The organism is Mycolicibacterium komossense (genome assembly GCF_025822605.1).
In the GTDB taxonomy this organism is placed as follows: Bacteria; Actinomycetota; Actinomycetes; order Mycobacteriales; family Mycobacteriaceae; genus Mycobacterium; species Mycobacterium komossense.
In genome coordinates, this window is sequence record NZ_JACKTY010000029.1 from 368,879 (window position 1) to 390,762 (window position 21,884).

The 21,884-nt window shown below is 67.5% G+C and carries 20 protein-coding genes, 1 pseudogene and 1 riboswitch; of the genes and pseudogenes, 10 read left to right on the forward strand and 11 right to left on the reverse strand.

Annotated features, from left to right (window positions below; all coding sequences use genetic code 11):
• Positions 1 to 35: 35 nt before the first annotated feature.
• From gad to H7J73_RS15215, 4 genes and pseudogenes are all read right to left on the reverse strand, one after another.
• The gene (gene gad / locus H7J73_RS15200; RefSeq protein ID WP_264068282.1) at positions 36 to 1,430 is read right to left on the reverse strand and encodes a glutamate decarboxylase; all 1,395 of its coding nucleotides are present in this window, start codon (positions 1,428 to 1,430) and stop codon (positions 36 to 38) included.
• A gap of 10 nt (positions 1,431 to 1,440) precedes the next feature.
• On the reverse strand, positions 1,441 to 2,871 hold the full coding sequence (locus H7J73_RS15205) for an NAD(P)H-hydrate dehydratase (protein ID WP_264068283.1): 1,431 nt from the start codon (positions 2,869 to 2,871) through the stop codon (positions 1,441 to 1,443).
• Between the two features lie 190 nt (positions 2,872 to 3,061).
• Positions 3,062 to 3,555, reverse strand: a pseudogene (locus H7J73_RS15210) (integrase catalytic domain-containing protein); the annotation flags it as partial.
• Positions 3,556 to 3,573: 18 nt separating this feature from the next.
• Positions 3,574 to 4,065, reverse strand: coding sequence for a CGNR zinc finger domain-containing protein (locus H7J73_RS15215; RefSeq protein WP_264068285.1), 492 nt, complete (start codon positions 4,063 to 4,065; stop codon positions 3,574 to 3,576).
• Positions 4,066 to 4,155: 90 nt separating this feature from the next.
• Here H7J73_RS15215 and H7J73_RS15220 point away from each other — a divergent pair, with 90 nt between their 5' ends.
• From H7J73_RS15220 to H7J73_RS15230, 3 genes are read left to right on the forward strand one after another with little or no spacing between them, the layout of a single operon-like run.
• Positions 4,156 to 5,037: an alpha/beta fold hydrolase gene (locus H7J73_RS15220; RefSeq protein WP_264068286.1), complete on the forward strand. Its 882-nt coding sequence runs from the start codon at positions 4,156 to 4,158 to the stop codon at positions 5,035 to 5,037.
• A 19-nt stretch (positions 5,038 to 5,056) separates the two neighbouring features.
• The gene (locus tag H7J73_RS15225) at positions 5,057 to 6,010 is read left to right on the forward strand and encodes a DUF8686 domain-containing protein (RefSeq protein ID WP_264068287.1); all 954 of its coding nucleotides are present in this window, start codon (positions 5,057 to 5,059) and stop codon (positions 6,008 to 6,010) included.
• Positions 6,007 to 6,384, forward strand: coding sequence for a hypothetical protein (locus tag H7J73_RS15230; protein WP_264068288.1), 378 nt, complete (start codon positions 6,007 to 6,009; stop codon positions 6,382 to 6,384). The genes H7J73_RS15225 and H7J73_RS15230 overlap by 4 nt, the downstream gene beginning before the upstream one ends.
• A 9-nt stretch (positions 6,385 to 6,393) precedes the next feature.
• Here H7J73_RS15230 and glmS read toward each other — a convergent pair whose 3' ends face one another.
• A complete protein-coding gene (gene glmS, locus H7J73_RS15235) occupies positions 6,394 to 8,259 on the reverse strand; it encodes a glutamine--fructose-6-phosphate transaminase (isomerizing) (protein ID WP_264068289.1) in 1,866 nt (621 codons plus the stop codon).
• A gap of 66 nt (positions 8,260 to 8,325) precedes the next feature.
• Between glmS and H7J73_RS15240 the strand changes: the two genes are divergently transcribed.
• Positions 8,326 to 9,168, forward strand: coding sequence for a dienelactone hydrolase family protein (locus tag H7J73_RS15240; RefSeq protein ID WP_264068290.1), 843 nt, complete (start codon positions 8,326 to 8,328; stop codon positions 9,166 to 9,168).
• Between the two features lie 44 nt (positions 9,169 to 9,212).
• Positions 9,213 to 10,253 carry an LLM class F420-dependent oxidoreductase gene (locus tag H7J73_RS15245; RefSeq protein ID WP_264068291.1) on the forward strand — a complete coding sequence of 347 codons (1,041 nt, stop codon included), beginning with the start codon at positions 9,213 to 9,215 and terminating at the stop codon, positions 10,251 to 10,253.
• A 203-nt stretch (positions 10,254 to 10,456) separates the two neighbouring features.
• Here H7J73_RS15245 and H7J73_RS15250 read toward each other — a convergent pair whose 3' ends face one another.
• The 6 genes from H7J73_RS15250 to H7J73_RS15275 form a co-directional block, all read right to left on the reverse strand.
• Positions 10,457 to 11,887 (reverse strand): hypothetical protein, encoded by a 1,431-nt coding sequence (locus H7J73_RS15250; RefSeq protein WP_264068292.1) that lies wholly within the window; start codon positions 11,885 to 11,887, stop codon positions 10,457 to 10,459.
• Between the two features lie 3 nt (positions 11,888 to 11,890).
• Positions 11,891 to 12,187 carry a type VII secretion target gene (locus tag H7J73_RS15255; protein ID WP_264068293.1) on the reverse strand — a complete coding sequence of 99 codons (297 nt, stop codon included), beginning with the start codon at positions 12,185 to 12,187 and terminating at the stop codon, positions 11,891 to 11,893.
• 51 nt (positions 12,188 to 12,238) lie between these two features.
• A complete protein-coding gene (glmM, locus tag H7J73_RS15260; RefSeq protein ID WP_264068294.1) occupies positions 12,239 to 13,576 on the reverse strand; it encodes a phosphoglucosamine mutase in 1,338 nt (445 codons plus the stop codon).
• 106 nt (positions 13,577 to 13,682) lie between these two features.
• Entirely contained in the window at positions 13,683 to 14,135 is a 453-nt protein-coding gene (gene rpsI / locus H7J73_RS15265) for a 30S ribosomal protein S9 (protein ID WP_276031350.1), read from the reverse strand.
• 80 nt (positions 14,136 to 14,215) lie between these two features.
• On the reverse strand, positions 14,216 to 14,659 hold the full coding sequence (gene rplM, locus H7J73_RS15270) for a 50S ribosomal protein L13 (protein ID WP_264068295.1): 444 nt from the start codon (positions 14,657 to 14,659) through the stop codon (positions 14,216 to 14,218).
• A 227-nt stretch (positions 14,660 to 14,886) separates the two neighbouring features.
• Positions 14,887 to 16,155, reverse strand: coding sequence for a helix-turn-helix domain-containing protein (locus tag H7J73_RS15275; RefSeq protein WP_264068542.1), 1,269 nt, complete (start codon positions 16,153 to 16,155; stop codon positions 14,887 to 14,889).
• A gap of 157 nt (positions 16,156 to 16,312) precedes the next feature.
• Positions 16,313 to 16,433: riboswitch (cobalamin riboswitch) on the forward strand.
• A 40-nt stretch (positions 16,434 to 16,473) separates the two neighbouring features.
• Here H7J73_RS15275 and cobO point away from each other — a divergent pair.
• From cobO to H7J73_RS15300, 5 genes are all read left to right on the forward strand, one after another.
• Positions 16,474 to 17,088 carry a cob(I)yrinic acid a,c-diamide adenosyltransferase gene (gene cobO, locus H7J73_RS15280; RefSeq protein ID WP_264068296.1) on the forward strand — a complete coding sequence of 205 codons (615 nt, stop codon included), beginning with the start codon at positions 16,474 to 16,476 and terminating at the stop codon, positions 17,086 to 17,088.
• A 7-nt stretch (positions 17,089 to 17,095) separates the two neighbouring features.
• Positions 17,096 to 18,493, forward strand: coding sequence for a cobyrinic acid a,c-diamide synthase CobB (locus H7J73_RS15285; protein ID WP_264068297.1), 1,398 nt, complete (start codon positions 17,096 to 17,098; stop codon positions 18,491 to 18,493).
• On the forward strand, positions 18,493 to 19,584 hold the full coding sequence (gene cobT, locus H7J73_RS15290; protein WP_264068298.1) for a nicotinate-nucleotide--dimethylbenzimidazole phosphoribosyltransferase: 1,092 nt from the start codon (positions 18,493 to 18,495) through the stop codon (positions 19,582 to 19,584). Before H7J73_RS15285 ends, cobT begins: the two co-directional genes overlap by 1 nt.
• Positions 19,585 to 19,653: 69 nt before the next feature.
• The gene (locus H7J73_RS15295) at positions 19,654 to 20,289 is read left to right on the forward strand and encodes a precorrin-8X methylmutase (protein WP_264068299.1); all 636 of its coding nucleotides are present in this window, start codon (positions 19,654 to 19,656) and stop codon (positions 20,287 to 20,289) included.
• 60 nt (positions 20,290 to 20,349) lie between these two features.
• The gene (locus tag H7J73_RS15300) at positions 20,350 to 21,864 is read left to right on the forward strand and encodes a precorrin-2 C(20)-methyltransferase (RefSeq protein WP_264068300.1); all 1,515 of its coding nucleotides are present in this window, start codon (positions 20,350 to 20,352) and stop codon (positions 21,862 to 21,864) included.
• The last annotated feature ends 20 nt before the right edge of the window (positions 21,865 to 21,884 follow it).

A 21,884-nucleotide genomic window follows, 5' to 3' on the forward strand; every position in this document is an offset into this window, starting at 1 on the left:
CTGCCCCTGGCGCCCCAAACGAGGCAGACGTCACGTCAATGCGAGAACGGCTGCAGCGTGTCGAAGTGTCCGTTCGGCTTGAGTTCGTCGAGGGTCTTCAGCACGGTCAAGGCATCGTCTTTGAGCGCTCTGGCCAGGTCGGTTGAAAAGCCTTCACGGACCACGACGCGCAGCACCGCGACGTTCGTCGCGTTGTCGGGCATCGTGTACGCGGGCACCTGCCAGCCGAAGGACCGCAACGCGTGCGAGACGTCGAACTCGGTGTAGCCGCGGTCGCCCTTGAGCCGAAAGCTCACCACGGGGATCACCGAGCCGTCGGAGATGAGCTCGAAGTGTTCGCTGTCGCGCAGCTGGTCGCTGAGCCAGCGCGCCGTGCTCGACAGCGCCGTCATGACCTGGGCGTAGCCCGATCGTCCCAGTCGAATGAAGTTGTAGTACTGGCCGACGACCTGATTGCCGCCTTTGGAGAAGTTCAGCGTGAACGTCGGCATGTCGCCGCCGAGGTAGTTGACGCGGAACACCAGCTCTTCCGGGAGGTGTTCGGCACTGCGCCAGACGACGAAGCCGATGCCCGGATAGGTCAAACCGTATTTGTGACCGCTGACGTTGATGGACACCACGCGGGGCAGCCGGAAGTCCCAGACGATCTCCGGGTGCAGGAACGGCACCACGAATCCGCCGCTGGCGGCGTCGACGTGCACCGGGACGTCGACCCCGCCGTCGGCAGCCACCTGGTCGAGCGCCGCGCAGATCTCGGCGATCGGTTCGAGCTCACCGGTGTAGGTGGTACCGAGAATGGCGACGACACCGATCGTGTCCTCGTTGATCGCGCCAAGGACCTGCTCGGTGGTGATGACGTAGCGGCCCTCCTCCATCGGGAGGTAGATGGGCTCGATATCGAAGTACCGGCAGAACTTCTCCCAGACCACCTGGACGTTGGATCCCATCACCAGATTGGGTTTGCGGGTGCGCCAGCCGTCCTTCCCGTCGCCGACCTTCGCTCGCCAGCGCCAGCTCATCGCCAGCCCGGCCAGCATCACCGCCTCGCTGGAGCCCACGGTCGACACCCCGACCGCACTGCTCGGGTCGTCGTCGCGCAGGTTCTCGGCGTGGAACAGATCGGCCACCATGCAGACACAGCGCTGCTCGATCGCCGCCGTCGCCGGGTACTCGTCCTTGTCGATCATGTTCTTGTCGAACGTCTCGGCCATCAGCTTCTCGGCCTCGGGGTCCATCCACGTCGTGACGAATGTCGCGAGGTTCAGGCGAGAGCTGCCGTCGAGCATGAGCTCGTCGTGGATGAAGCGGTAGGCGGCCTCCGGGTCCATGCACTCGTCGGGCAGGCGCAGCGTGGGGACGGGCGACGTGGACAGCCTGCCGGTGTAGGCGGGCGAGATCGTCGGGGAAGGGGTGTGTCTCGGTGCGGTCATCAGTGCCCTCCTAGGGGGTTGGTGCGGATTCCAGCGATGCGATAGCTGCTCTGATGTGGGCGCGGATACTCGAAGCCGAAGTGGGCGCCGCGGCCGGTCCCGGGTCGGCCGCCGACAGCCCCGCGGCCCGCGCGTGCACGAAATCGGCCGCCGCCGCGGCCTCGCCCGGCGCCAGCCCCGCGGCCAGCAGCGCACCGAGGACGCCGGAGAGCACATCACCGGACCCCGCGGTGGCGGCCCAAGACTGACCGGCGGGGCTCAGGTACACCGGTCCACCCGGTTCGGCGATCACCGTCACGTTGCCTTTGAGCAGCACGGTCGCGCCTAACGCGTCGGCCAGGGACCGCGCGGCGCCCACCCGGTCATCGCCGGGCGGGCGCCCGGCCAGCCGGGCGTACTCGCCGGCATGCGGCGTCAGCACCGTCGGCGCAGTTCGCCTGCGTACCAGGTCGGAGTGCGCGGCAACGATGGTCAGCCCGTCGGCGTCGACGAGGACGGGCAGATCGGTGTCGAGTGCGAACGACAACGCGTCTACGCCCGCCTCGTCGGTGCCGAGCCCCGGCCCGACCACCCAGGCCTGAACCCGGCCTGCGGTTGCCGGGCTCGGCGTAGCGATCACCTCGGGCCAGTGCGAAACCACTTCCGCCGCAGCGGTTCCCGCGTAGCGGACCATGCCCGAGGTGGCGGCGACCGCGGCCCCCGTGCACAGTATCGCGGCACCGGGGTAGGTCGACGATCCGGCGAGGATGCCCGTCACGCCCTGGCTGTACTTGTCGTCCTTCGGCCCGGGCACCGGCCAGCGAGCGCTCACGTCGGCCGCCTCGAAGCCGAGTACGTCGGTCGCCGGAAGGTCCAGACCGATGTCGACGAGCTCGACGCGACCGCAATCGGCCAGTGCGTGCACCGGTTTGAGCCCGCCGAAGGTGACCGTCAGCGCGGCGCGCACGGCGGCTCCGGAGATGGCACCGGTGTGTACGTCGATTCCGCTCGGAATGTCGACGGCCACCACCGGGATGGTCAGGTTCTCGAAGATCGCTGCCGCGTTGGCTCGTAGCGGGCCGGAGCCGGAAATGCCGACGACACCGTCGAGCACCAGATCGGTTGTGCCCGAGATCTTTTCCACGATTCGTCCGCCCGCTTTGCGGAACGCGGTCAAGCCGGTGGAATGGGTGCGTTCGGGGCTGAGCAGGATGGCGTCGGCGGCAACACCGCGGCGGCGCAGGAGGGTCGCGGCCCACAGCGCGTCGCCACCGTTGTCCCCCGATCCGACGACGGCGCACACCCGGCGACCCGCCAGGCCGTGGGTCCGACGACGAAGCTCACCCGCGACGGCGGTGGCCAGCCCAAAGGCGGCCCGGCGCATCAGAACGCCATCGGGCAGGCTGGCCAGCAGCGGGGCTTCGGCGGCGCGGATCGCCTCAGCGGTGTAGTAGTGCCGCATCAGCCCCCGTTTCGTTCAACCTTGCCACGCGCCAAACAGGTTACGTGGCAACACTGACGATAGGTGGGATTCACCCCGAGCCGACCTTCCGAGGACCGACCGTGATGACCGCATGAGCGCTTGAGACCCCAGGTGGCCAGGGAGGTGCCCTGGGTCCCGACAGGGCTTTCGAACTCAGCGCCGAGTTATCCACAGTTCGCCAGTTTTTTTGCTCGACATGGCAGCCGTCGTTCTTGTTGCCCGGGCGAGCACGGGTGAAAGTGATCTGACGCCGTTCGCACCAGTGCAGCAGGGTGAGGTTGATAAATTCCGATCCGTTGTCGGAGTCCACGCCCAGGACCGGGAACGGCATCGTGGTGGCGATGTTATTGAGTGCGGCTGTTACGACCTTGGCGGTTTTGCTCGGTACCGAGCGGTCTCGGTCCAGCCGGTGGCGATATCGGTGACCGTCAGCGTGTAGGCGTATGAGCCGGTGAGATCGCCGCCGTCGTGGCAGACCAGGTCGATCTCGACGAACCCAGGTTGCGCGTCATCCCAGTCGGCCCAGGTGCGGATCGAGATCTGACTTTTCAGCAGTAATCCCGGCTTGGTGGTGCACCTGCCTTTAACGCGATGTTTGGCCCGTTCACCAGCCAATCGCCGATCGATCGTGGCTGCCGACATCGACACCAGCATCGCCGAGGTCGAAGAACGGCCACCGTTCTAATCCGCCTTACCCGCCGTCCGACTGTAGTGGCGGCGGGCCTTCATCCGGTTGCCGCACTCGCTCATCGAGCACCAGCGGCCGGTACCGCCCCGGCTGCGGTCGAGCAGAAACAGGTGACATTCCCCGTTGGCACACGGCCGGAGTCGACCAGGCGCGATGCTCTGCACCTCACCCCAGGCGAGGACCAACTGCGCGGGCCAGTCGGCCGCCACCAACTCCCAGTCCAGCCCGTCGTCGTGCACCCGCGGCACTCGCCGCACCCGGGCCAGATAACGGTTGAGCACTTCGGCGTCGGCGTGACCACGCACCACCTGCTGCAGGTCGTCGCGAACCCGGCGGGCCGTCGCGATATGGGTGCCATCGCCGGCGTGGGCACGCAACCAGTCCCTGGCATCGGCGTCAGTCTCGAGCAGGTCGGTGTTGGCGCCGTCTACCACCGGGGTGGTGTTCAGCACGTCGACCAGGACGTCGGACCACTCGATGCTCATACTAACCACCATAGCGCACTTGACAGGTTAGATTCCACGCTATTGACTACGGACGTACATAACCTTATAAAGCAATCAAAGGGGTTAGTCATGACCGGTTTGGACACCGCGACACATCACCGCTTCGCCGAGATCTCCGGGCGGCGACTCTTCTACCGGGAGGCCGGTTCGGCGGCAGCGCCCACCATCGTGCTGCTGCACGGAACACCGGCGAGCTCGCACATGTACCGCAATCTGATTCCAGCGCTGGCCGATCGTTACCACGTCATCGCCCCGGACTACCCCGGCTTCGGCCATTCCGAGCGACCCGGCGTCGACGAGTTCGACTACACCTTCGACGCGCTTGCCGACCACGTCGACGCGCTGCTCGACCGCCTCAGCCTGACCCGATATGCGCTGTACGTCCAGGACTACGGCGCCCCCGTGGGCTGGCGACTCGCCCTGCGGCACCCGGAGCGGATCGCGGCGATCGTCACCCAGAACGGCAATGCCTACGTCGAGGGCTTTGTCGGTGACGCCATGGAGCCGTTGTTCGCCTACGGCCGCGACCGGTCCGACGCCAACGCCGCCGTCCTGCGCAATCTCATCAGCCTGGACGGCATCACCTGGCAGTACACCCACGGCGTCTCGGATCCGACGGTGGTCGATCCGGACGCCTGGGTCACCGCCCACGGCGCGGTCGCCTCGGACGAGAAATCGGTCGCCATCCAGCTGGAACTGTTCGCCGACTACCGCACGAACGTCGAGTTGTACCCCCGCGTACACGAGTATTTCCGCGCCTCACAGGTTCCATTGCTGGCAGTGTGGGGTCGCAACGACGAGATTTTCGGGCCCGCAGGCGCCCTCGCGTTCGCTCGGGATCTACCCCACGCCGAGATCGATCTGCTCGACGGCGGCCATTTCCTGCTGGAGAGTCGACTCGCCGCAGTCGTTGCGTTACTGCGACCATTCCTTCAGCAACACCTGGGCTGACAGGTGTAGTTTGCCGCTCGTGGGTAAACGGCTCGGCTGGTCACGTGGCGTCGGCATCCGACGCCTGATCGTGGCAGTGCTGGTGTTGGTACTGGTCGTCTCCGCCAGCCTCGGCGGCTATCGATCCAGCCGCGACACCACGAATCGGACCAGTTTCTTCGGCGATTTCGACAGCCCCGATCACGTGGAGGCCACGCTGTGGATCACCAAAGTGGACGCCGCCGCGGATACCTTCTCGCTGACCATCACCGATGTCCGGCCCTATGGCTCGTTGGCGGACGACAACGGTAACTTCGCCGAAGACGCCACGTTGGTCACCAATGCGCTCGGTACGTGGCGAACGCAGATCACGCGCGGCGATTCCGCGCCGGACGCCGACCAACGGATCGCGCTCGACGGCTCGATCACCGACTATCCGTTCGACCGCTACAAGGCGTCCATCGAGATGCATGTCGATCGCGCCGACGGAACGGAGTTGCCGGTCGCCGTCATCGTGTTCAGCACGGACCCCTTCTTCAGCGTCACCCCGTCCCAAGGCGCAGCGCAGTCCGGGGGGACGATGGTGAATCTCGCCATCCACCGCACCCTGCCGACGATGGTGTTCGCCATCTTCATCATGGTGCTGATGCTCGGGCTCGCCACTGCCGCCGTCATCGCGGCCTACTTCGTCCAGAGCGGACGGCGCGGTCTCAATTTCACGGCCTGCTCGATGATGGGCGCCCTACTCTTCGCCTTGATCCCGCTGCGCAACGCGGTACCGGGGAGCCCGCCGATCGGTTCGGTGATCGACTTCGCATCCTTCTTCATCGCCGAAGCCATCATCTCGATCTCCTTGATCTCCACCGTCCTCAACGGCTATCGCCACGAGATGGCCGTCGAGCGTGCCGCTGCTGTCCCAGCGGAGGAGGTGTCCCCCGAGCCCGCCGAGGCTTCTGCCAGCCCCACCGACCAGCGTTTACCATCACTGCCATGACCTACGGCTACCCGGTGCCATCTGCCCAGGCGAAGCCGCCGATCTCCGGACGCGATTTGGGGATCTCGGTCACGGCGATCGCGCTGACGGTGATTTTCGCCGGCCTCGTGGCGTTGATCGGCTTCTTCAGCCTGGCGTTCCTCGACAGCTGTCAGCCGGCATACTGCAGCGCCGGCGGCGCGGTCACCGCGGTCGTGATCACCGTGCTCACACTGGCGGCCGTCGGACTCGCCGGAGTGGTGATCACCATCGTCCGGCTGGTGCAGCGAAAACCGGCGTGGCCGTTCGCCGTTGGCATGTTCGGTCTGTGCATGCTCACCTGCGTCCTCGGGTCCACCGGTTACGTTATGGCCACCGGCCTCACCTGGTCGTGAGCGCGGCGACTATTCGACGGTGACGGACTTGGCCAGGTTGCGCGGTTTGTCGACGTCGTAGCCGCGGGCCTGCGCCACCGCCGCGGCGAACACCTGCATCGGAATGGTCGACAGCAGCGGTTGGAAAAGTGTTGACACCGCCGGGATTTCGATCAGGTGATCAGCGTACGGCCGGACCGTCTCATCGCCTTCCTCGGCGATGACGATGGTCAGCGCACCGCGGGCCTGGATCTCCCGGATGTTGCTCAGCATCTTCGAATGCAGCATGGCTGCGCCCTTCGGGGAGGGCATCACGACGATGACGGGCACATCGTCCTCGATCAACGCGATCGGGCCGTGCTTGAGCTCACCGGCCGCGAACCCCTCGGCGTGCATATAGGCCAGCTCTTTGAGTTTCAATGCGCCTTCGAGCGCCACGGGGTAGCCGACGTGGCGGCCCAGGAACAGCACGGTCTGCGACTTGGCGAACCGGTGCGCCAGTGCCGATACCGGCTCCATGCACGTCAGTACCCGCGAGATCAGATCCGGCATCGCTTCGAGTTCGTTGAATTCGCGCAACACCTCGTCGGGATACTTCGTGCCGCGGGCTTGTGCCAGCGCCAGCCCGACCAGATAGTTGGCCGCGACCTGCGCCAGGAAGGTCTTCGTCGAGGCGACACCGATCTCCGGTCCGGCGCGGGTGTAGAGCACCGCGTCGCACTCCCGCGGGATCTGGCTGCCGTTGGTGTTGCAGATGGCCAGCACCTTGGCCTTCTGCTCCTTGGCGTGGCGTACCGCTTCGAGGGTGTCGGCCGTCTCGCCGGACTGCGAGATGGCGACCACCAGGGTGCTTCGGTCCAAAACGGGGTCGCGATAACGGAATTCGCTGGCCAGTTCGACCTCGACAGGCAGTCGGGTCCAGTGCTCGATGGCGTACTTGGCCAGCAGACCGGAGTGGTACGCGGTACCGCAGGCGACCACGAAAACCTTGTCGATCTCGCGCAGTTCCTGATCGGAGAGGCGCTGCTCGTCCAGCACGATGCGGCCGTCGACGAAATGACCAAGCAGAGTGTCGGCGACCGCGGCGGGTTGCTCGGCGATCTCCTTGAGCATGAAGTACTCGTAGCCACCCTTCTCGGCGGCCGACAGATCCCAGTCGATATGAAACTCGCGGTACTCGACGTCGGGGTTGCCGTGGAAGTCGGTGATCGTGTAGCCGTCAGCGGTCAGCACCACGGCCTGGTCCTGGCCGAGTTCGACAGCGTTGCGGGTGTATTCGATGAAGGCGGCGACGTCGGAGCCGAGGAACATCTCGCCCTCGCCGACACCGACCACCAACGGGGTCGAGCGACGGGCCGCGACGATCGTGTCTGGATGGTCCGCACTGGCGAAGACCAGGGTGAAATGGCCCTCCAACCGGGGCAGCACCGACATCACCGAGGCCACGAAATCGCCGGCAGTGGGTCCGTGGTGGTACTGCCACGACACCAGGTGCACCGCGACCTCGGTGTCGGTGTCGCTGGCGAACTCGACGCCGGTCCGCTCGAGCTCGGCACGCAGTGTCGCGAAATTCTCGATGATGCCGTTGTGGACCACTGCGATCTTGCCTGCGGCGTCCCGATGGGGGTGGGCGTTGCGGTCGGTGGGCCGTCCGTGGGTGGCCCACCGGGTATGCCCGAGGCCGGTGCTGCCGGTCAGCGTGTCCGGGTCCGTCTCGGCGAGCGCGGTCTCAAGGTTGGCGAGCCGGCCCGCGCGCCTGCGTACCGTCATCCCGCCGTGGCCGTCGAGCAGGGCGACTCCTGACGAGTCGTAACCCCGGTACTCCATCCGGCGCAACGCGTCGATGACGACATCGCGGGCAGACCGCTGCCCTACGTAGCCGACGATTCCGCACATGAGTGCCCAGAGTAATGCAGGTGGCGGGTCGACCCCCGAATCTTGCCCGTGAGCTACCGTCATCGGGTGGCCAGCACGAAGAAGCTCGTCGGAACTCTGACCCGGCGCGGTCCCTACCGCATTTTGCGTGGTGACCTGGCATTTGCCGGTCTTCCCGGCGTCGTCTACACCCCGGAATCCGGGCTGAACCTGCCCGCGGTGGCATTCGGCCACGACTGGCTCACACCCGCAGCGCGCTATGCGGGCACCCTCGAGCACCTCGCCTCGTGGGGCATCGTCGCCGCGGCACCCGATACCGAGAAGGGGCTGGCCCCGTCGGTGCTCAACCTGGCGTTCGATCTGGGGACGACCCTGGACATCCTCACCGGGGTGCGGCTGGGGCCGGGCAAGATCAGCGTGCATCCCGGCAAGGTCGCGGTAGCCGGTCACGGCTTCGGTGGTTCAGCTGCCGTATTTGCCGCGGCGGGGATGCCGAATCGGGTGAAATCGGTGGCCGCAGTGTTCCCCGCGGTCACCAAGCCGTCGGCTGAGCAGCCCGCGGCCACGCTGAAAGTGCCCGGCGTGGTGTTCGGCGCGCCCGGCGACCAGGTCACCCTGCGCTCCAACGCCTTGACACTGTCGCGGGTCTGGGATGGCGCCGAGCTGCGGATCGTCAGCAAGGCGGAGGCGGACGGATTGGCCGAGGGCCGCCGGATCGCCAAGTTCGTCGGGCTGGCCGGCTCCGACCGCCGGACACAGAAGAGCGTCCGGGCCCTGCTGACGGGTTACCTACTGTACACGCTGACCGGCGACAAGACCTACAAGGACTTCGCCGATCCCGAGGTGAATCTGCCGAGGACCGACGCCATCGACCCCGAGGTGGCTGTCGCCACCCCGGAGGAGAAGGTCCTCGCGCTCCTGAAGTCGTAGGGCCGCCACTAGGCCGACCAACCGGTTGGTGATATACATCCGGTATGCGGACAGGCATTTTCCTGAGTTATGCGGGCGGCTTTCGCGAGACCGTCGACGAGGTCGTCGAATTCGAACGCCTCGGCGTGGACATCGCCCTGGTCGCGGAGGCCTACTCCTACGACGCGATCAGCCAGCTGGGTTTCCTGGCCGCCAGGACCTCGACGATCGAGCTGGGCAGCGGCGTGGTGCCGATCTACACCAGAACTCCGACGCTGCTGGCGATGACCGCCGCCAGCCTCGACTACGTCTCGGACGGCCGCTTCCGGCTCGGGATCGGCACCTCAGGACCGCAGGTGGTGGAGGGCTTCCACGGCGTGCCGTTCGACGCTCCGCTGGGGCGGACCCGTGAGGTCGTCGACATCTGCCGACAGGTGTGGCGCCGCGAAAAGGTCAGCTACGACGGCAAGCACTACCAAGTGCCCCTGCCCGCGGATCGCGGCACCGGGCTGGGTAAGTCGTTGCGCCTGATCAATCACCCGGTGCGGGAGAACATTCCGATCACCATCGCCGCACTGGGCCCCAAGAACGTCGAGTTGACGGCGGAGATTGCCGAGGGCTGGCAACCGGTGTTCTTCTACCCCGAGAAGGCTGATTCGGTCTGGGGTGACGCGCTGCGGGCCGGATTTGCCAAACGCGATCCCGTCCTGGGGCCGCTGGATGTGATGGTCTCGGCGAGCCTGGCCATCGGCGACGACGTCGAGGACAGGCTGGCATGGGCCAAACCCCAACTCGCGCTGTACATCGGCGGCATGGGCGCCCGCGGCAAGAACTTCTACCACAACCTGGCGACCCGCTACGGGTTCGGCGAGGTGGCCGATCGCATCCAGGATCTCTACCTGGCGGGCAAGAAGGAAGAGGCCGTCAACGCCGTACCGGATGAGTTGGTACGCAATGTGTCCCTGGTCGGACCACGCGGTTTCGTGGCCGAACGCGTGGCCGCCTACGCCGAGGCCGGGGTGACCACGCTGCTGGTCCACCCGCTTGCGGCCAACCCGCAGGAATCGGTGGCGTACGTCGAGCAGCTCCTGGAGCTGACCAGCTAGACCGTCATGCCGTGATCAGACAAGTCGGTTGGGGTGACCAGCTCAGTGCGATCACCACGGGCTGGGTACCGCGCTCTGACATTCTCTTTGCACTCCTAGGGTTGAGTTCACCATCAGGGTCGCCAATGGTCGTGGAATGTCGAAGAATCACGACCACCAACAGCCCTCATGGTGAACTCGGCCCTAGCATCGCCGACGGTGTCTTACCGCCCGGCTTGCGGCAACTCGTCGGCGGCGATTTCGCACGGTGTTGAGCCCGCTGGTGCGGCCACCGGATCGGCCGGGGGTGCTTGCGCAACTGGCGGCGCGGGTACGGATCCGGTATCGACAGGCACGGGCTCGGGCTGGGGTTCTTGCTCGTCGTCGCCGCAGGGTTCGGCCGTTTCGTCCACGACTTCATCGGCGACGTCAGCGGCCGGTTGCGGAGCACCGGTGTCTTCAGGGTCTTCGGGATCGTCAGTCCCGCCCTTCGGTTCGTCCTCCCCATCGGCCAGGTCCGGCTCATCACCGATATCGCTGTCGGGCAACGACTCCGGCGGCGAGGTATCGGCCGCCCCACCGAGCAGATCACTCAGCAGACCCCCTAACCGCTGCGGAACTCCACCGCCGGGCACTCCCCTACCCAGACCAGGCAGCGATCCGAGACCCGGTGCGGAAGAGGGGAATTCGGGTGTCGATACCGGCAGCGCCGCCGCCGGCGGTGTCGGCGGTGGCGGCGGTGGCGGTGGCGGTGGCGGTGTCGGCGGTGGCGGTGGCGACAGCTCCGGTGCAACCGATGCCGGCGGCGCGAATGACGCGGACGGCAGAGCCGGCGCTGATGCGGGCAGCGGTGCGGCGCCCGGTTCGGCGGGCCAGGTGTCATCGACGGCGGTGGCTGCTGCCGGACGAACGGCAGCCACCGCAGCCGCGGACGTCGGTGCCGCTGCGGCGGGTGCCACAAACCGCGGCCCCAGGTCGCCAGGCACCTCGAAATACCCGCGCGGTCGCGCGTCGACAGCATCCCTGGCCACCCGGTAGGCGGCCGAGACCTCGGCAGTCGCCGAACGCATGGCCGGAACCCAACCGGCGCGAATATCATTGTCCACGAACGGCTTTACCTGGGAATCGATCACGGTTGCCGAGCCGTCGTCCTGAGCGCCGGCGATCACCTCGCGGGCCGCGGTCAACCAGCCGGGCCGCTGCGATCGCGTTCGCTCATCGATCACCACTGTTGCCTCCACCCTGCGGTCGACGACGTTCCACAGCTGGTCGCGCAGCGTCGCGCAGGCATCGGCCGCACGCCGAGCCGCCTCGGCCACCCCGGCGCCCGCAGTACCGTGTCGCCGGAGGAAGGCAACGGCAGCAATCCCGCCGCTGCCGGCCCACGCATGCTCCAGTGCCGTGGCCTGTTCGGACAGCACGCGCAGCGCCTCCTCGGCCGTCTGTGCCGCAGCCCGCAGGGCCGCGCAGTCGGCGTCGAGCACATGCAGATCCAGCCCATCCTCGGTGCCGTACCACTCCCCGATCTGCGCACTGGGTGTCAGCGCCGCATCGACGTAGCCACGCGCCTGACTCGCGGCCACATAGGTCTGCAGATCGTCGACCGCGGGCCGCCCCTCGGCCAGCCGGGCGGCGACGTCGAATCGGCCGGCCATGATTCACGCGATCCTGGCGGTGGCGCCGAGATCGGCGTCCACGTACCGGTCGGCGCCGGCCCGCAGACCGGTCGCGATCTCAGCGGCGGCCCTGGCCCACACCGCCAGGTCCCCGATGATCTGATCCAGGGCAGCGCGCAACGCGGCGCCATCGGCGCCGTGCGCCCGCCCCGCGGTTGGCCCGTCGAAGGTCAGCGGGATACGAGCGACCCGTTGGAGATCGTCGGCGACGCCGTCGAAGCGCTCGGCAGCGGCACGGACGGCGGCTACATCCAGCCGCGCGGAGTCTCGTTCACCCATGCTCTGTTTGACGCAATCCAATCCGGATCGGTTCCGTCAGAACCGGGCGACCTACCGCTGGGCGCTGACCGACTCCGCGACCCGAACGGCGAGCTGTCGGGCGGTGTCCTCATCGGCAGCTTCCACCATCACGCGGACCAGCTGCTCAGTTCCCGAGGGACGCAACAGAATTCGACCGGTATCACCGAGCTCGGCCTCGGCCTGGGCCACCGCGGACTGGACCGAAGGAGCTTCGGCGACGGTTGCCTTGTCGGTCACCTCGACATTGATCAGCACCTGCGGCAGTGTGCGCATCGGCGCGGCCAGCCGACTCAGCGTCGCTTTGGTCAGGGCCATGCGCGACATCAGCCGCAACCCGGTGACAATGCCGTCGCCCGTGGTGCCGTAGGCCGGGAGCACGATATGGCCGGACTGCTCGCCGCCGAGGGTGTACTCACCGGCCCGCATCTCTTCGAGGACGTAGCGGTCACCGACGCCGGTCGTGCGAACCGTGATGCCGGCCTCGCGCATCGCCAGGTGCAGCCCGAGGTTGCTCATCACCGTGGCGACCAAGGTGTTCGAGGCCAGCTCGTCGGCTTCCTGCATCGCCAACGCCAGCACGACCATGATCGCGTCGCCGTCGATGACCTGCCCGGTCTCGTCGACGGCCAGGCAGCGGTCGGCGTCGCCGTCGTGGGCGAGGCCGAGGTCGGCGCCGAAGCGCTGCACCGCCGCCTGCAGCACGTCGAGGTGGGTCGAACCGCACCCCTCGTTGATGTTGAGGCCGTCAGGCTCGGCGTTGATCGCGTGCACGGTGGCGCCTGCCGACCGGTAGGCCCGTGCGGCGGCCGTCGAGGCAGCCCCGTTGGCACAGTCGACGACGACCGTCAAGCCGGCGAGGCTGCTCGTCGCGGCTTTGCCGACGTGGCGCAGATAGCGTTCCAGGGCGTCCTCGGCGTCGACGACACGGCCGATGCCGGCGCCGACGGGGCGCTCACCGGGGCCCGAGGCCACCAGGTCTTCGATCCGGTCCTCGGTGGCATCGTCGAGCTTGTGGCCGCCGGGGCCGAAGATCTTGATGCCGTTGTCGGGCATCGGATTGTGCGACGCCGAGATCATCACGCCGAAGTCGGCGTCGTAGGCGCCGGTCAGATAGGCAATTGCCGGAGTGGGCAGCACGCCGACCCGCAGCGCATCGACACCTTCACTGGTCAGGCCTGCGATCACGGCTGCTTCGAGCATCTCGCCGCTGGCCCGCGGATCACGGCCCACCACCGCGACGCGGCGTCGGGCAGGACTACGGCTGGACAACTGCCGGGCCGCCGCCGAACTCAGCGCCAATGCCAGTTCAGCGGTCAGATCGCGGTTGGCGACGCCACGGACACCGTCGGTACCGAACAGTCGAGGCATACACATCCCTTTCCGGAGCCGAACCTGCCGAGAAGCCGAGCCTCCATGAAATGCCGAAGGCGGGCGTGTCAGTAGTGCGACACGCCCGCCCAACGAGCAGAAACGATCAGCGCTTGGAGTACTGCGGCGCCTTGCGGGCCTTCTTGAGTCCGTACTTCTTACGCTCGATGGCACGCGGATCGCGAGTCAGGAAGCCGGCCTTCTTCAGGGCCGGGCGATCATCGGGCGCCACCAGGATCAGTGCGCGGGCGATGGCCAGACGCAGCGCGCCTGCCTGTCCGGACGGGCCGCCACCATCGAGGTGGGCGAACACGTCGAACGCGTCGACGCGGTCCACGGTCACCAGCGGCGCCTTGATGAGCTGCTGGTGCACCTTGTTCGGGAAGTAGGCCTCCAGGCTGCGACCGTCGAGGTCGAACTTGCCGGTACCCGGCACCAGGCGCACCCGGACCACGGCCTCTTTACGCCGACCGACGGTCTGGATGGGCCGGTCGATGATGATCGGCTCGCGCGGCGCCGACTCTTCGGCGGGCGCGTAATCGACACTCTCATCGACCAGCACGGCGTCATCACCGAACACTTCTTCGACGGCTGCTTCTTCGGCCGCCTCGGCGATTTCTGTGTTGTCAGTTGTCTCGGTCACTGGCTTACCTGCTTGATCTCGAACGGAACCGGCTGCTGGGCGGTGTGGGGATGTTCCGGCCCTGCGTAGACGCGCAGCTTCTTCTGGATCTGATGGCCCAGCTTGGTGTGGGGCAACATGCCGATGATGGCCCGCTCGACCACCCGGTCGGCGTGCTTCTGCATCTCGTCACCAATGGAGCGCGCCCGCAGACCACCGGGGTAACCCGAGTGGCGGTAGGCCATTTTGCTCTTCAGCTTGTCGCCGCTGATGGCGACCTTGTCGGCGTTGATGACGATGACGAAGTCACCGCCGTCGACATTGGGAGTGAACGTCGGCTTGTGCTTGCCGCGCAACAGGGTGGCTGCTGCAACAGCAAGGCGGCCGAGCACCACATCCGTGGCATCGATGACGTACCACGTGGTTGTGGTGTCACCGGCCTTCGGCGTGTAGGTAGGCACAGCGTTACCTTCTCTATCTCGGGTTGGTCCCGGCTCCAACGAATCCGGGTGTCGGTCTTGGCGCGGCGGATCGGACTGTTCTCGGCGACCGACATCGACCCGAGATCCGTGACGCTCCGCACGCCAACCGAGCAGCTTACCGGCGTTCGTCACCGCAGGTCAAAACGCCCTCATGCGCCCGAGTCGACGATCCGGTCGAGGGACGACACCGGTGCGGAGCGAGGAGATCAAGCCAAGTCGAGATCGAGGCCGAGCAGATGCCCACGAGCCTGGGCCTGGCCCACCGACCCCGCCTGTGCGGAATCGTGCAGCATTCGCCACCCGTCGCGGTCGTCGCGTCCTTCGGGCAGGTCCAGCCACCGTCGCAACAAAGAGGGGTCGCCGGTGGCCAGTACTGCCCCACGCACGCTGGCGCTCAGTTCGGCACGGATCCTGCCGATGGCCGGCGACATCGACGACGGCAGCAGCGCCCCGGGGTAGAGGTCGAGTGCCGACCCCACATCACCGGCCTGCAGGTTGTCGAACACCTGGCCCAGGTCGCTGGTCACGGGTTGGAGTAGCCGGTACGGCCGGGATTCCACGATCCCAGGGGCGATGACGCGACGCAGCCGTGACATCTCGGCACGCACGGTGACGACGTCGAGGTCCTTGTCATCGAGCAATATCGCGAGGTGATCTGCGGACAGGCCCTCGGGATGGCGATGCAGCAGAACGAGGATGTCGGCGTGCCGCGGCGTCAGGGGCACCGAATGGAGGCAGCCGCTCTGGTCGGTGAGGGTCCATTGGGGCCGGTCGGCACCCAGTACGGACAGCCGCGCCCGTCCGGTCGCCGTGGCCCCGGCATTCGGTCTGGTCAGCCGCAGCAGCGCGAGGTGGTTCTCCACCGCGACGACGGTGGCGCGCACGAGTGCCAGTGTCTGCGAGGTGGCCACCTCGGTACCGCCGGTCAGGTCGATCGCGCCCAACAACAGCCCCGTGGTCGGGTCGTGCACGGGGGCGGCGGTACAGCTCCAGGGCTGGGCGACGCGGGAGAAATGCTCGGAACTCCGGATCTGGATCTCCCGGTCGAGCGCCAGCGCCGTGCCCGGCGCGTTGGTGCCCGCGCTGCGTTCACTCCAGTCGGTGCCCGGCACGAAGTTCATCGCCTCGGCCTTGCGGCACGCGGTGGGGTCACCTTCGACCCACAGCAGGGTGCCATCGGCGGCGGACACGGCGACGACGACTCCGGAGTCGACGGCGTCGTCGACTAGGAGCCGACGGATCACCGGAAGCGCGGAGGCCAACGGATGACTGTCGCGCATCTGGGCCAGGCTGAGCGTCACTGCGGAGGCGAGCCCGCCATCACGGTCGGGGTCCACGCCGGTCGCCAGGCTGCGACGCCAGCTTTCGGCCACGACGGGCCGGATGGTCGTGGAATCGAGATAGGACGCGTCGACCTGCCCGGCGACGAACAACTCGTGCACCGCACGCATCGTCACAGTCGAACGACTGTCCATGATCCTCGACAGGGCCACCGGAGACCACACTCCTCGCGCAGCCGGTGATCGCAATGCCGGGTAACCCGGTCCGCCACGCCTAGTCGCCACCCTAGCCGAACGAACTGACTAATCGGGCGAACTCCGTGCTCACGGATAGGTTTGTACCCGGTTGGGCTACTATCGGGTTGCGTTTGGCGTACAGGAATTTGGTGGAAATCCAGAACGGTCGCGCCGCTGTGAGCACACAGTTTTCGTGGTGTGCAAGTCAGATGATGGGCCACACGCATCCTTGCCAGCACGACGAGGGACGCGTCATCCCTCGAAAGGAAACCAGTTATGCCGCAAGGGCGTCCGCTAGTTATCCCCGACGACGGCCGGACCACCAGAGCTCGCCGCAACTCCCCGGTACTGGCGGTGCACACCGGCCCCGGCAAAGGAAAGTCGACGGCGGCGTTCGGGATGGCGCTGCGGGCCTGGAACTCCGGAATGAATGTTGCGGTATTCCAATTCGTCAAGAGCGCCAAGTGGAGAGTCGGCGAGGAAGCCGTCTTCGGCCGGTTGGGCGACCTGCACGACGAACACGGGGTGGGCGGCAGCGTCGAATGGCACAAGATGGGCGCGGGCTGGTCGTGGTCCCGCAAAACGGGAAGCGCCGAAGACCACGCGGCGGCCGCGGCCGACGGATGGGCCGAGATCGCCCGCAGGCTGGCCGACGAACGCCACGATTTCTATGTACTGGACGAGTTCACCTACCCGTTGAAATGGGGCTGGGTCGACATCGACGAGGTGGTCGACACCCTGCTCGCGCGCCCCGGTAGCCAGCACGTGGTCATCACCGGCCGCGACGCGCCGGCCCGGCTGCTCGACTCCGCTGACCTCGTCACCGAGATGACCAAGATCAAACATCCGATGGACACCGGGCGCAAAGGGCAAAAGGGCATCGAATGGTGAGGTTGGTGTGGTGACCACTCCCGCAGTGGTGATCGCTGCCCCGTCCTCGGGTAGCGGCAAGACCACCGTGGCCACCGGATTGGTTGGGGCTCTTCGGCAGTCCGGCCATCGGGTGGCGCCGTTCAAAGTCGGTCCGGATTTCATCGACCCCGGCTACCACGGGCTGGCCGCGGGCCGCCTCGGCCGCAACCTGGACGCGGTGCTGGTTCCCGAAGAGCGAATCGCCCCGCTGTACCGACACGGCTGCGCTGGCGCCGATATCTCCGTCATCGAAGGCGTGATGGGCCTGTTCGACGGGCGCATCGATCCGCACCGGGTCGCCCCGGCGCCCGGTTCGACCGCACACGTGGCCGGCCTGCTGCGTGCGCCAGTTCTGCTGGTCATCGATGCAGGCGGCCACAGCCAGAGCATTGCCGCACTCCTGCACGGATTTTCGACGTTCGATACCAACACCCGCATCGCCGGCGTCATCCTCAATCGGGTCGGCTCGCCCCGTCACGAGCAGGTGCTGCGCCAGGCCTGTGAGCTGGTCGGCATGCCGGTCCTCGGCGCAATCCCTCGGGCCGACGCACTGTCGGTGCCGTCGCGGCACCTGGGATTGGTGACGGCCGTGGAACACGGCAGGCAGGCGTGGGAAGCCGTCGAGGCGATGACGACACTGGTCGCCCGCCACGTCGATATCGCCGCCGTCGCGGCTCTGGCGGCGGCCACGGTCCCGGACGCGCCGTGGGATCCGGTCGCCGCAGTCGGCGGCCCGGTGGACAGCCATCCGTTGGTCGCAATCGCGGCCGGGCGTGCCTTCAGCTTCAGTTACGCCGAACACAACGAGCTGCTGCGGGCCGCCGGCGCCGACGTCGTGGAGTTCGACCCGATGTCCGAGCCACTGCCCGAGGGCACCAGCGCACTCGTGCTGCCCGGCGGGTTCCCCGAGCAGTACCCCGGCGAGTTGTCCGCTAATACTCAAGTCCGCCAACAGATCCGCGAGCTGGCTCAGTATGCGCCCATCTACGCCGAGTGCGCAGGGCTGACGTACCTGGTGTCCGATCTCGACGGTAATCCCATGTGCGGGGTACTGGCCGGCTCCGCGCGGTTCACCCGTCGCCTGACCCTGGGTTACCGCGATGCGGTGGCGCTGACCGACTCGCCGCTGTACACCGCAGGACAGCGCGTGGTCGGACACGAATTTCACCGCACCACAGTTGATTTCGATACCCACTATCCCCCCGCCTGGGCTTTCGACGTCCAGGGCACCACGGTTCGCGATGGCGCGATCCAGCACCAGGTCCACGCGGCCTACCTGCACACCCACCCCGCCGGTCAGCCCGAATCGGTCCGCCGATTCGTCGCCCGCGCCGCAGAAACAACCAGGCCTAGTACCGATTTTCTGATGGGAATGGAGATCTGATGGACCTCACCGACTTTGCCGAATTCTCCGAGATCACCGCGCCTGACGCGGGAGCGGCGGACGCCGCCCGCGCCCGCCAGGACATCCTGACCAAACCGCAAGGCGCACTTGGCCGCCTGGAGGATCTCTCGGTCTGGGTGGCGGCCTGCCAGGGCGTCTGCCCGCCCCGGCAGTTCACCCGGGCCAGGGTCGTGGTCTTCGCCGGCGACCACGGCGTCGCCAAGGCGGGCGTCTCGGCGTTTCCGCCCGAGGTGACGGCACAGATGGTCGCCAACATCGACTCCGGTGGCGCCGCCATCAACGTGCTGGCCGGGATCGGTGGGGCCACCGTACGCGTCGCGGATATCGCTGTGGACTGCGATGAGCCGCTGTCGGAGCAGATCGGCGCACACAAGGTCCGGCGCGGCAGCGGCAATATCGCCGTCGAGGATGCCATGACCGAAGCCGAGACCATCGCCGCGGTCGAGGCCGGGCGACGGATCGCCGACGAAGAAGTCGACGCCGGCGCCGACCTGCTCATCGCCGGCGATATGGGCATCGGCAACACCACCCCGACGGCCGTGTTGATCGCAGCCGTGACCAACCACGAGCCGGTCGAGCTGGTCGGTCGGGGCACCGGTGTCGACGATGCCGGCTGGGCCCGCAAGACCGGCGCAGTGCGGGACGCGCTGTATCGCAGCCGCGCGGCCGGGTCCGATCCGATTGCGCTGCTGCGGATCTGCGGCAGTCCTGATCTCGCCGCGATGGCCGGGTTCTGCGCACAGGCAGCGCTGCGGCGCACCCCGGTGCTCCTCGACGGCGTCGTCGTCACTGCGGCCGCACTGGTCGCCGATCGGCTGGCGCCGGGAGCCCGGCAGTGGTGGCGGGCCGGGCATCGTTCCACCGAGCCAGCCCATTCGATCGCGCTCGCGGACTTGGGCCTGGATCCGATCGTCGACCTGGGTATGCGTCTGGGCGAGGGGTCCGGTGCCGCGGTGGCGCTGCCGATCCTGCGGGCGGCGGTCGCCACGCTGGCGGCGATGGCGACCTTCGGTGAGGCCGAAGTCTCCGATCGCTCCGACGCCGAGCAGCTGGCCCTGCGCCCGCAGTAGCGAATCCTCAACGGAAACTGTTCTTTTGGCCGGTATCGCACCGATGACACCGGCCCGTACTGTGGTCGGATGCCCGGCTGTTCGTACGACTACATCCGCGATGGCGCGGAAATCTACCGGCGTTCTTTCGCCATGATCCGGGCCGAGAGCGATCTCACCGGAATCCCCGCCGACGCCGAGGGCACGGTCGTCCGGATGATCCACGCCTGCGGGCAGACGGATCTGGCCGCCGATGTGCGTGTCAGCGCGGGGTGCGTCGCGGCAGCGCGGGCGGCGCTGGCCGCCGGTGCGCCCATTCTCTGCGACGCGCAGATGGTCGCCTCCGGCGTCACCCGCAAGCGGCTACCGGCGGATAACGACGTGCTCTGTTTCCTCGGCGACGAGCGGATACCCGAACTCGCCGCCGAGCTCGGGACGACGAGAACGGCTGCCGCGCTGGAACTGTGGCGCCCGATGTTGGCGGACTCCGTCGTCGCCATCGGCAATGCGCCGACGGCGCTGTTCGCACTGTTGGAGATGATCGACGCCGGCGCCCCACGACCCGCCGCCATCGTCGGGGCACCCGTCGGGTTCATCGGGGCCGCCGAATCCTGTGATGCCCTGCACGCCCGCGATGACGTCGACTACGTGACGGTGCTCGGCCGCCGGGGCGGTTCGGCGATCACCGCTGCGGCAGTCAACGCGCTGGCCAGCACGGCCGAGTAGCACCTATTCGTTCGATGAGGATGTCGACCAGAACGCCGGTGAGCCGTCTAGGGTGGCTGGGTGGATAGCCAGCACATTGCGCCTGGAAAGCTCTGGGCTGTCGGACTCGGCCCCGGCGACAGCGAACTCGTCACCTTCAAAGCGGCCAAGGCGATCGCCGGCGCGGACGTCGTCGCGTTCCACTGCGCCCGGCACGGGCGCAGCGTCGCACTCTCGGTGGCCGAACCCTATCTGCGGACCGAAGGCCAGATCCACGAACGGCTGATGTATCCCGTCACCACCGAGACCACCGACCATCCGGCCGGCTACCGCGGTGCGCTCGACGACTTCTACACCGAGGCCGCCGAGGTGCTGGCCCGCCATCTGCGCGCGGGGCGCAGCGTCGCGCTACTCGCCGAGGGCGATCCGCTGTTCTACAGCTCGTATATGCACATGCACAAACGGCTTGCCGACGAGTTCGACACCGAGATCATCCCCGGCGTCACATCGGTGAGTGCGTCGGCGATGGCCACCGGCGTCCCGCTGGTGGAGGGCGAGGAGACGCTGACCGTTCTGCCGGGGACGATGCCGGCCGACGAGCTCGTCCGACGTCTGCGCGACAGCGATGCCGTGGCGATCATGAAGCTCGGCCGGACGTTCCCCAAGGTCCTCGCCGCGCTGGAGGAGGCCGGGGTGGCCGACCGGGCCTGGTATGTCGAACGGGCGTCGACACCCGCACAGCAGGTGCTGCCGGTGCGGGACGTCGACCCGGCCACCGTGCCGTACTTCTCGATGGTGATCGTGCCCGGCCTGCTGAACAACCCGATCCAGACCACGGGTGAACCCGCGATGGGTGAGGTCACCGTCGTCGGGCTCGGCCCGGGGGCCGACCGCTGGACCACCCCCGAGGTCCAGGCCGAGCTCGCGCGCGCCACCGATCTGGTCGGGTACAAGACCTACCTGTCCCGACTCTCCCCACGCCCGGGCCAGCGACTGCACCCCAGCGACAACCGCGTCGAATCCGAACGGGCATGCATGGCCCTGGATATGGCCAAGCGCGGCGCCAGGGTGGTCGTCGTAAGCTCTGGTGATCCCGGTATCTTCGCGATGGCCGCCGCCGTGCTGGAGGTGGCCGCCGAGCCGCAGTGGAGCGACGTCCCGGTGCGGGTGATCCCGGGTATGACAGCGGCGAACGCCGTCGCCGCGGCCGTCGGCGCACCGCTGGGTCATGACTACGCGGTGATCTCCCTGTCGGACCGCTTGAAGAGCTGGTCGGTGATCGAACGGCGCCTGCACTCGGCCATCGACAGCGACCTCGTGATGGCCATCTACAATCCGGGTTCGGGCAGTCGCACCTGGCAGGTCGGCGCACTCAAAGACCTTCTGGTCCAACGCCTTCCAGCGGATCGGCCGATCATCCTCGGGCGTGACGTCGGTGGTCCCGAACAGGAGTTGACGGTGACCACGGTGGCCGAGCTCGACCCCGACGTGGTGGATATGCGGACCCTGCTCATCATCGGCTCCTCGACGACCGCAGTGGTCGAGCGGGCGGCGGGCCGGGCGGTCTTCACCTCCCGGCGTTACTCTCCGACCTGACCATCCGCAACTGCGAACAC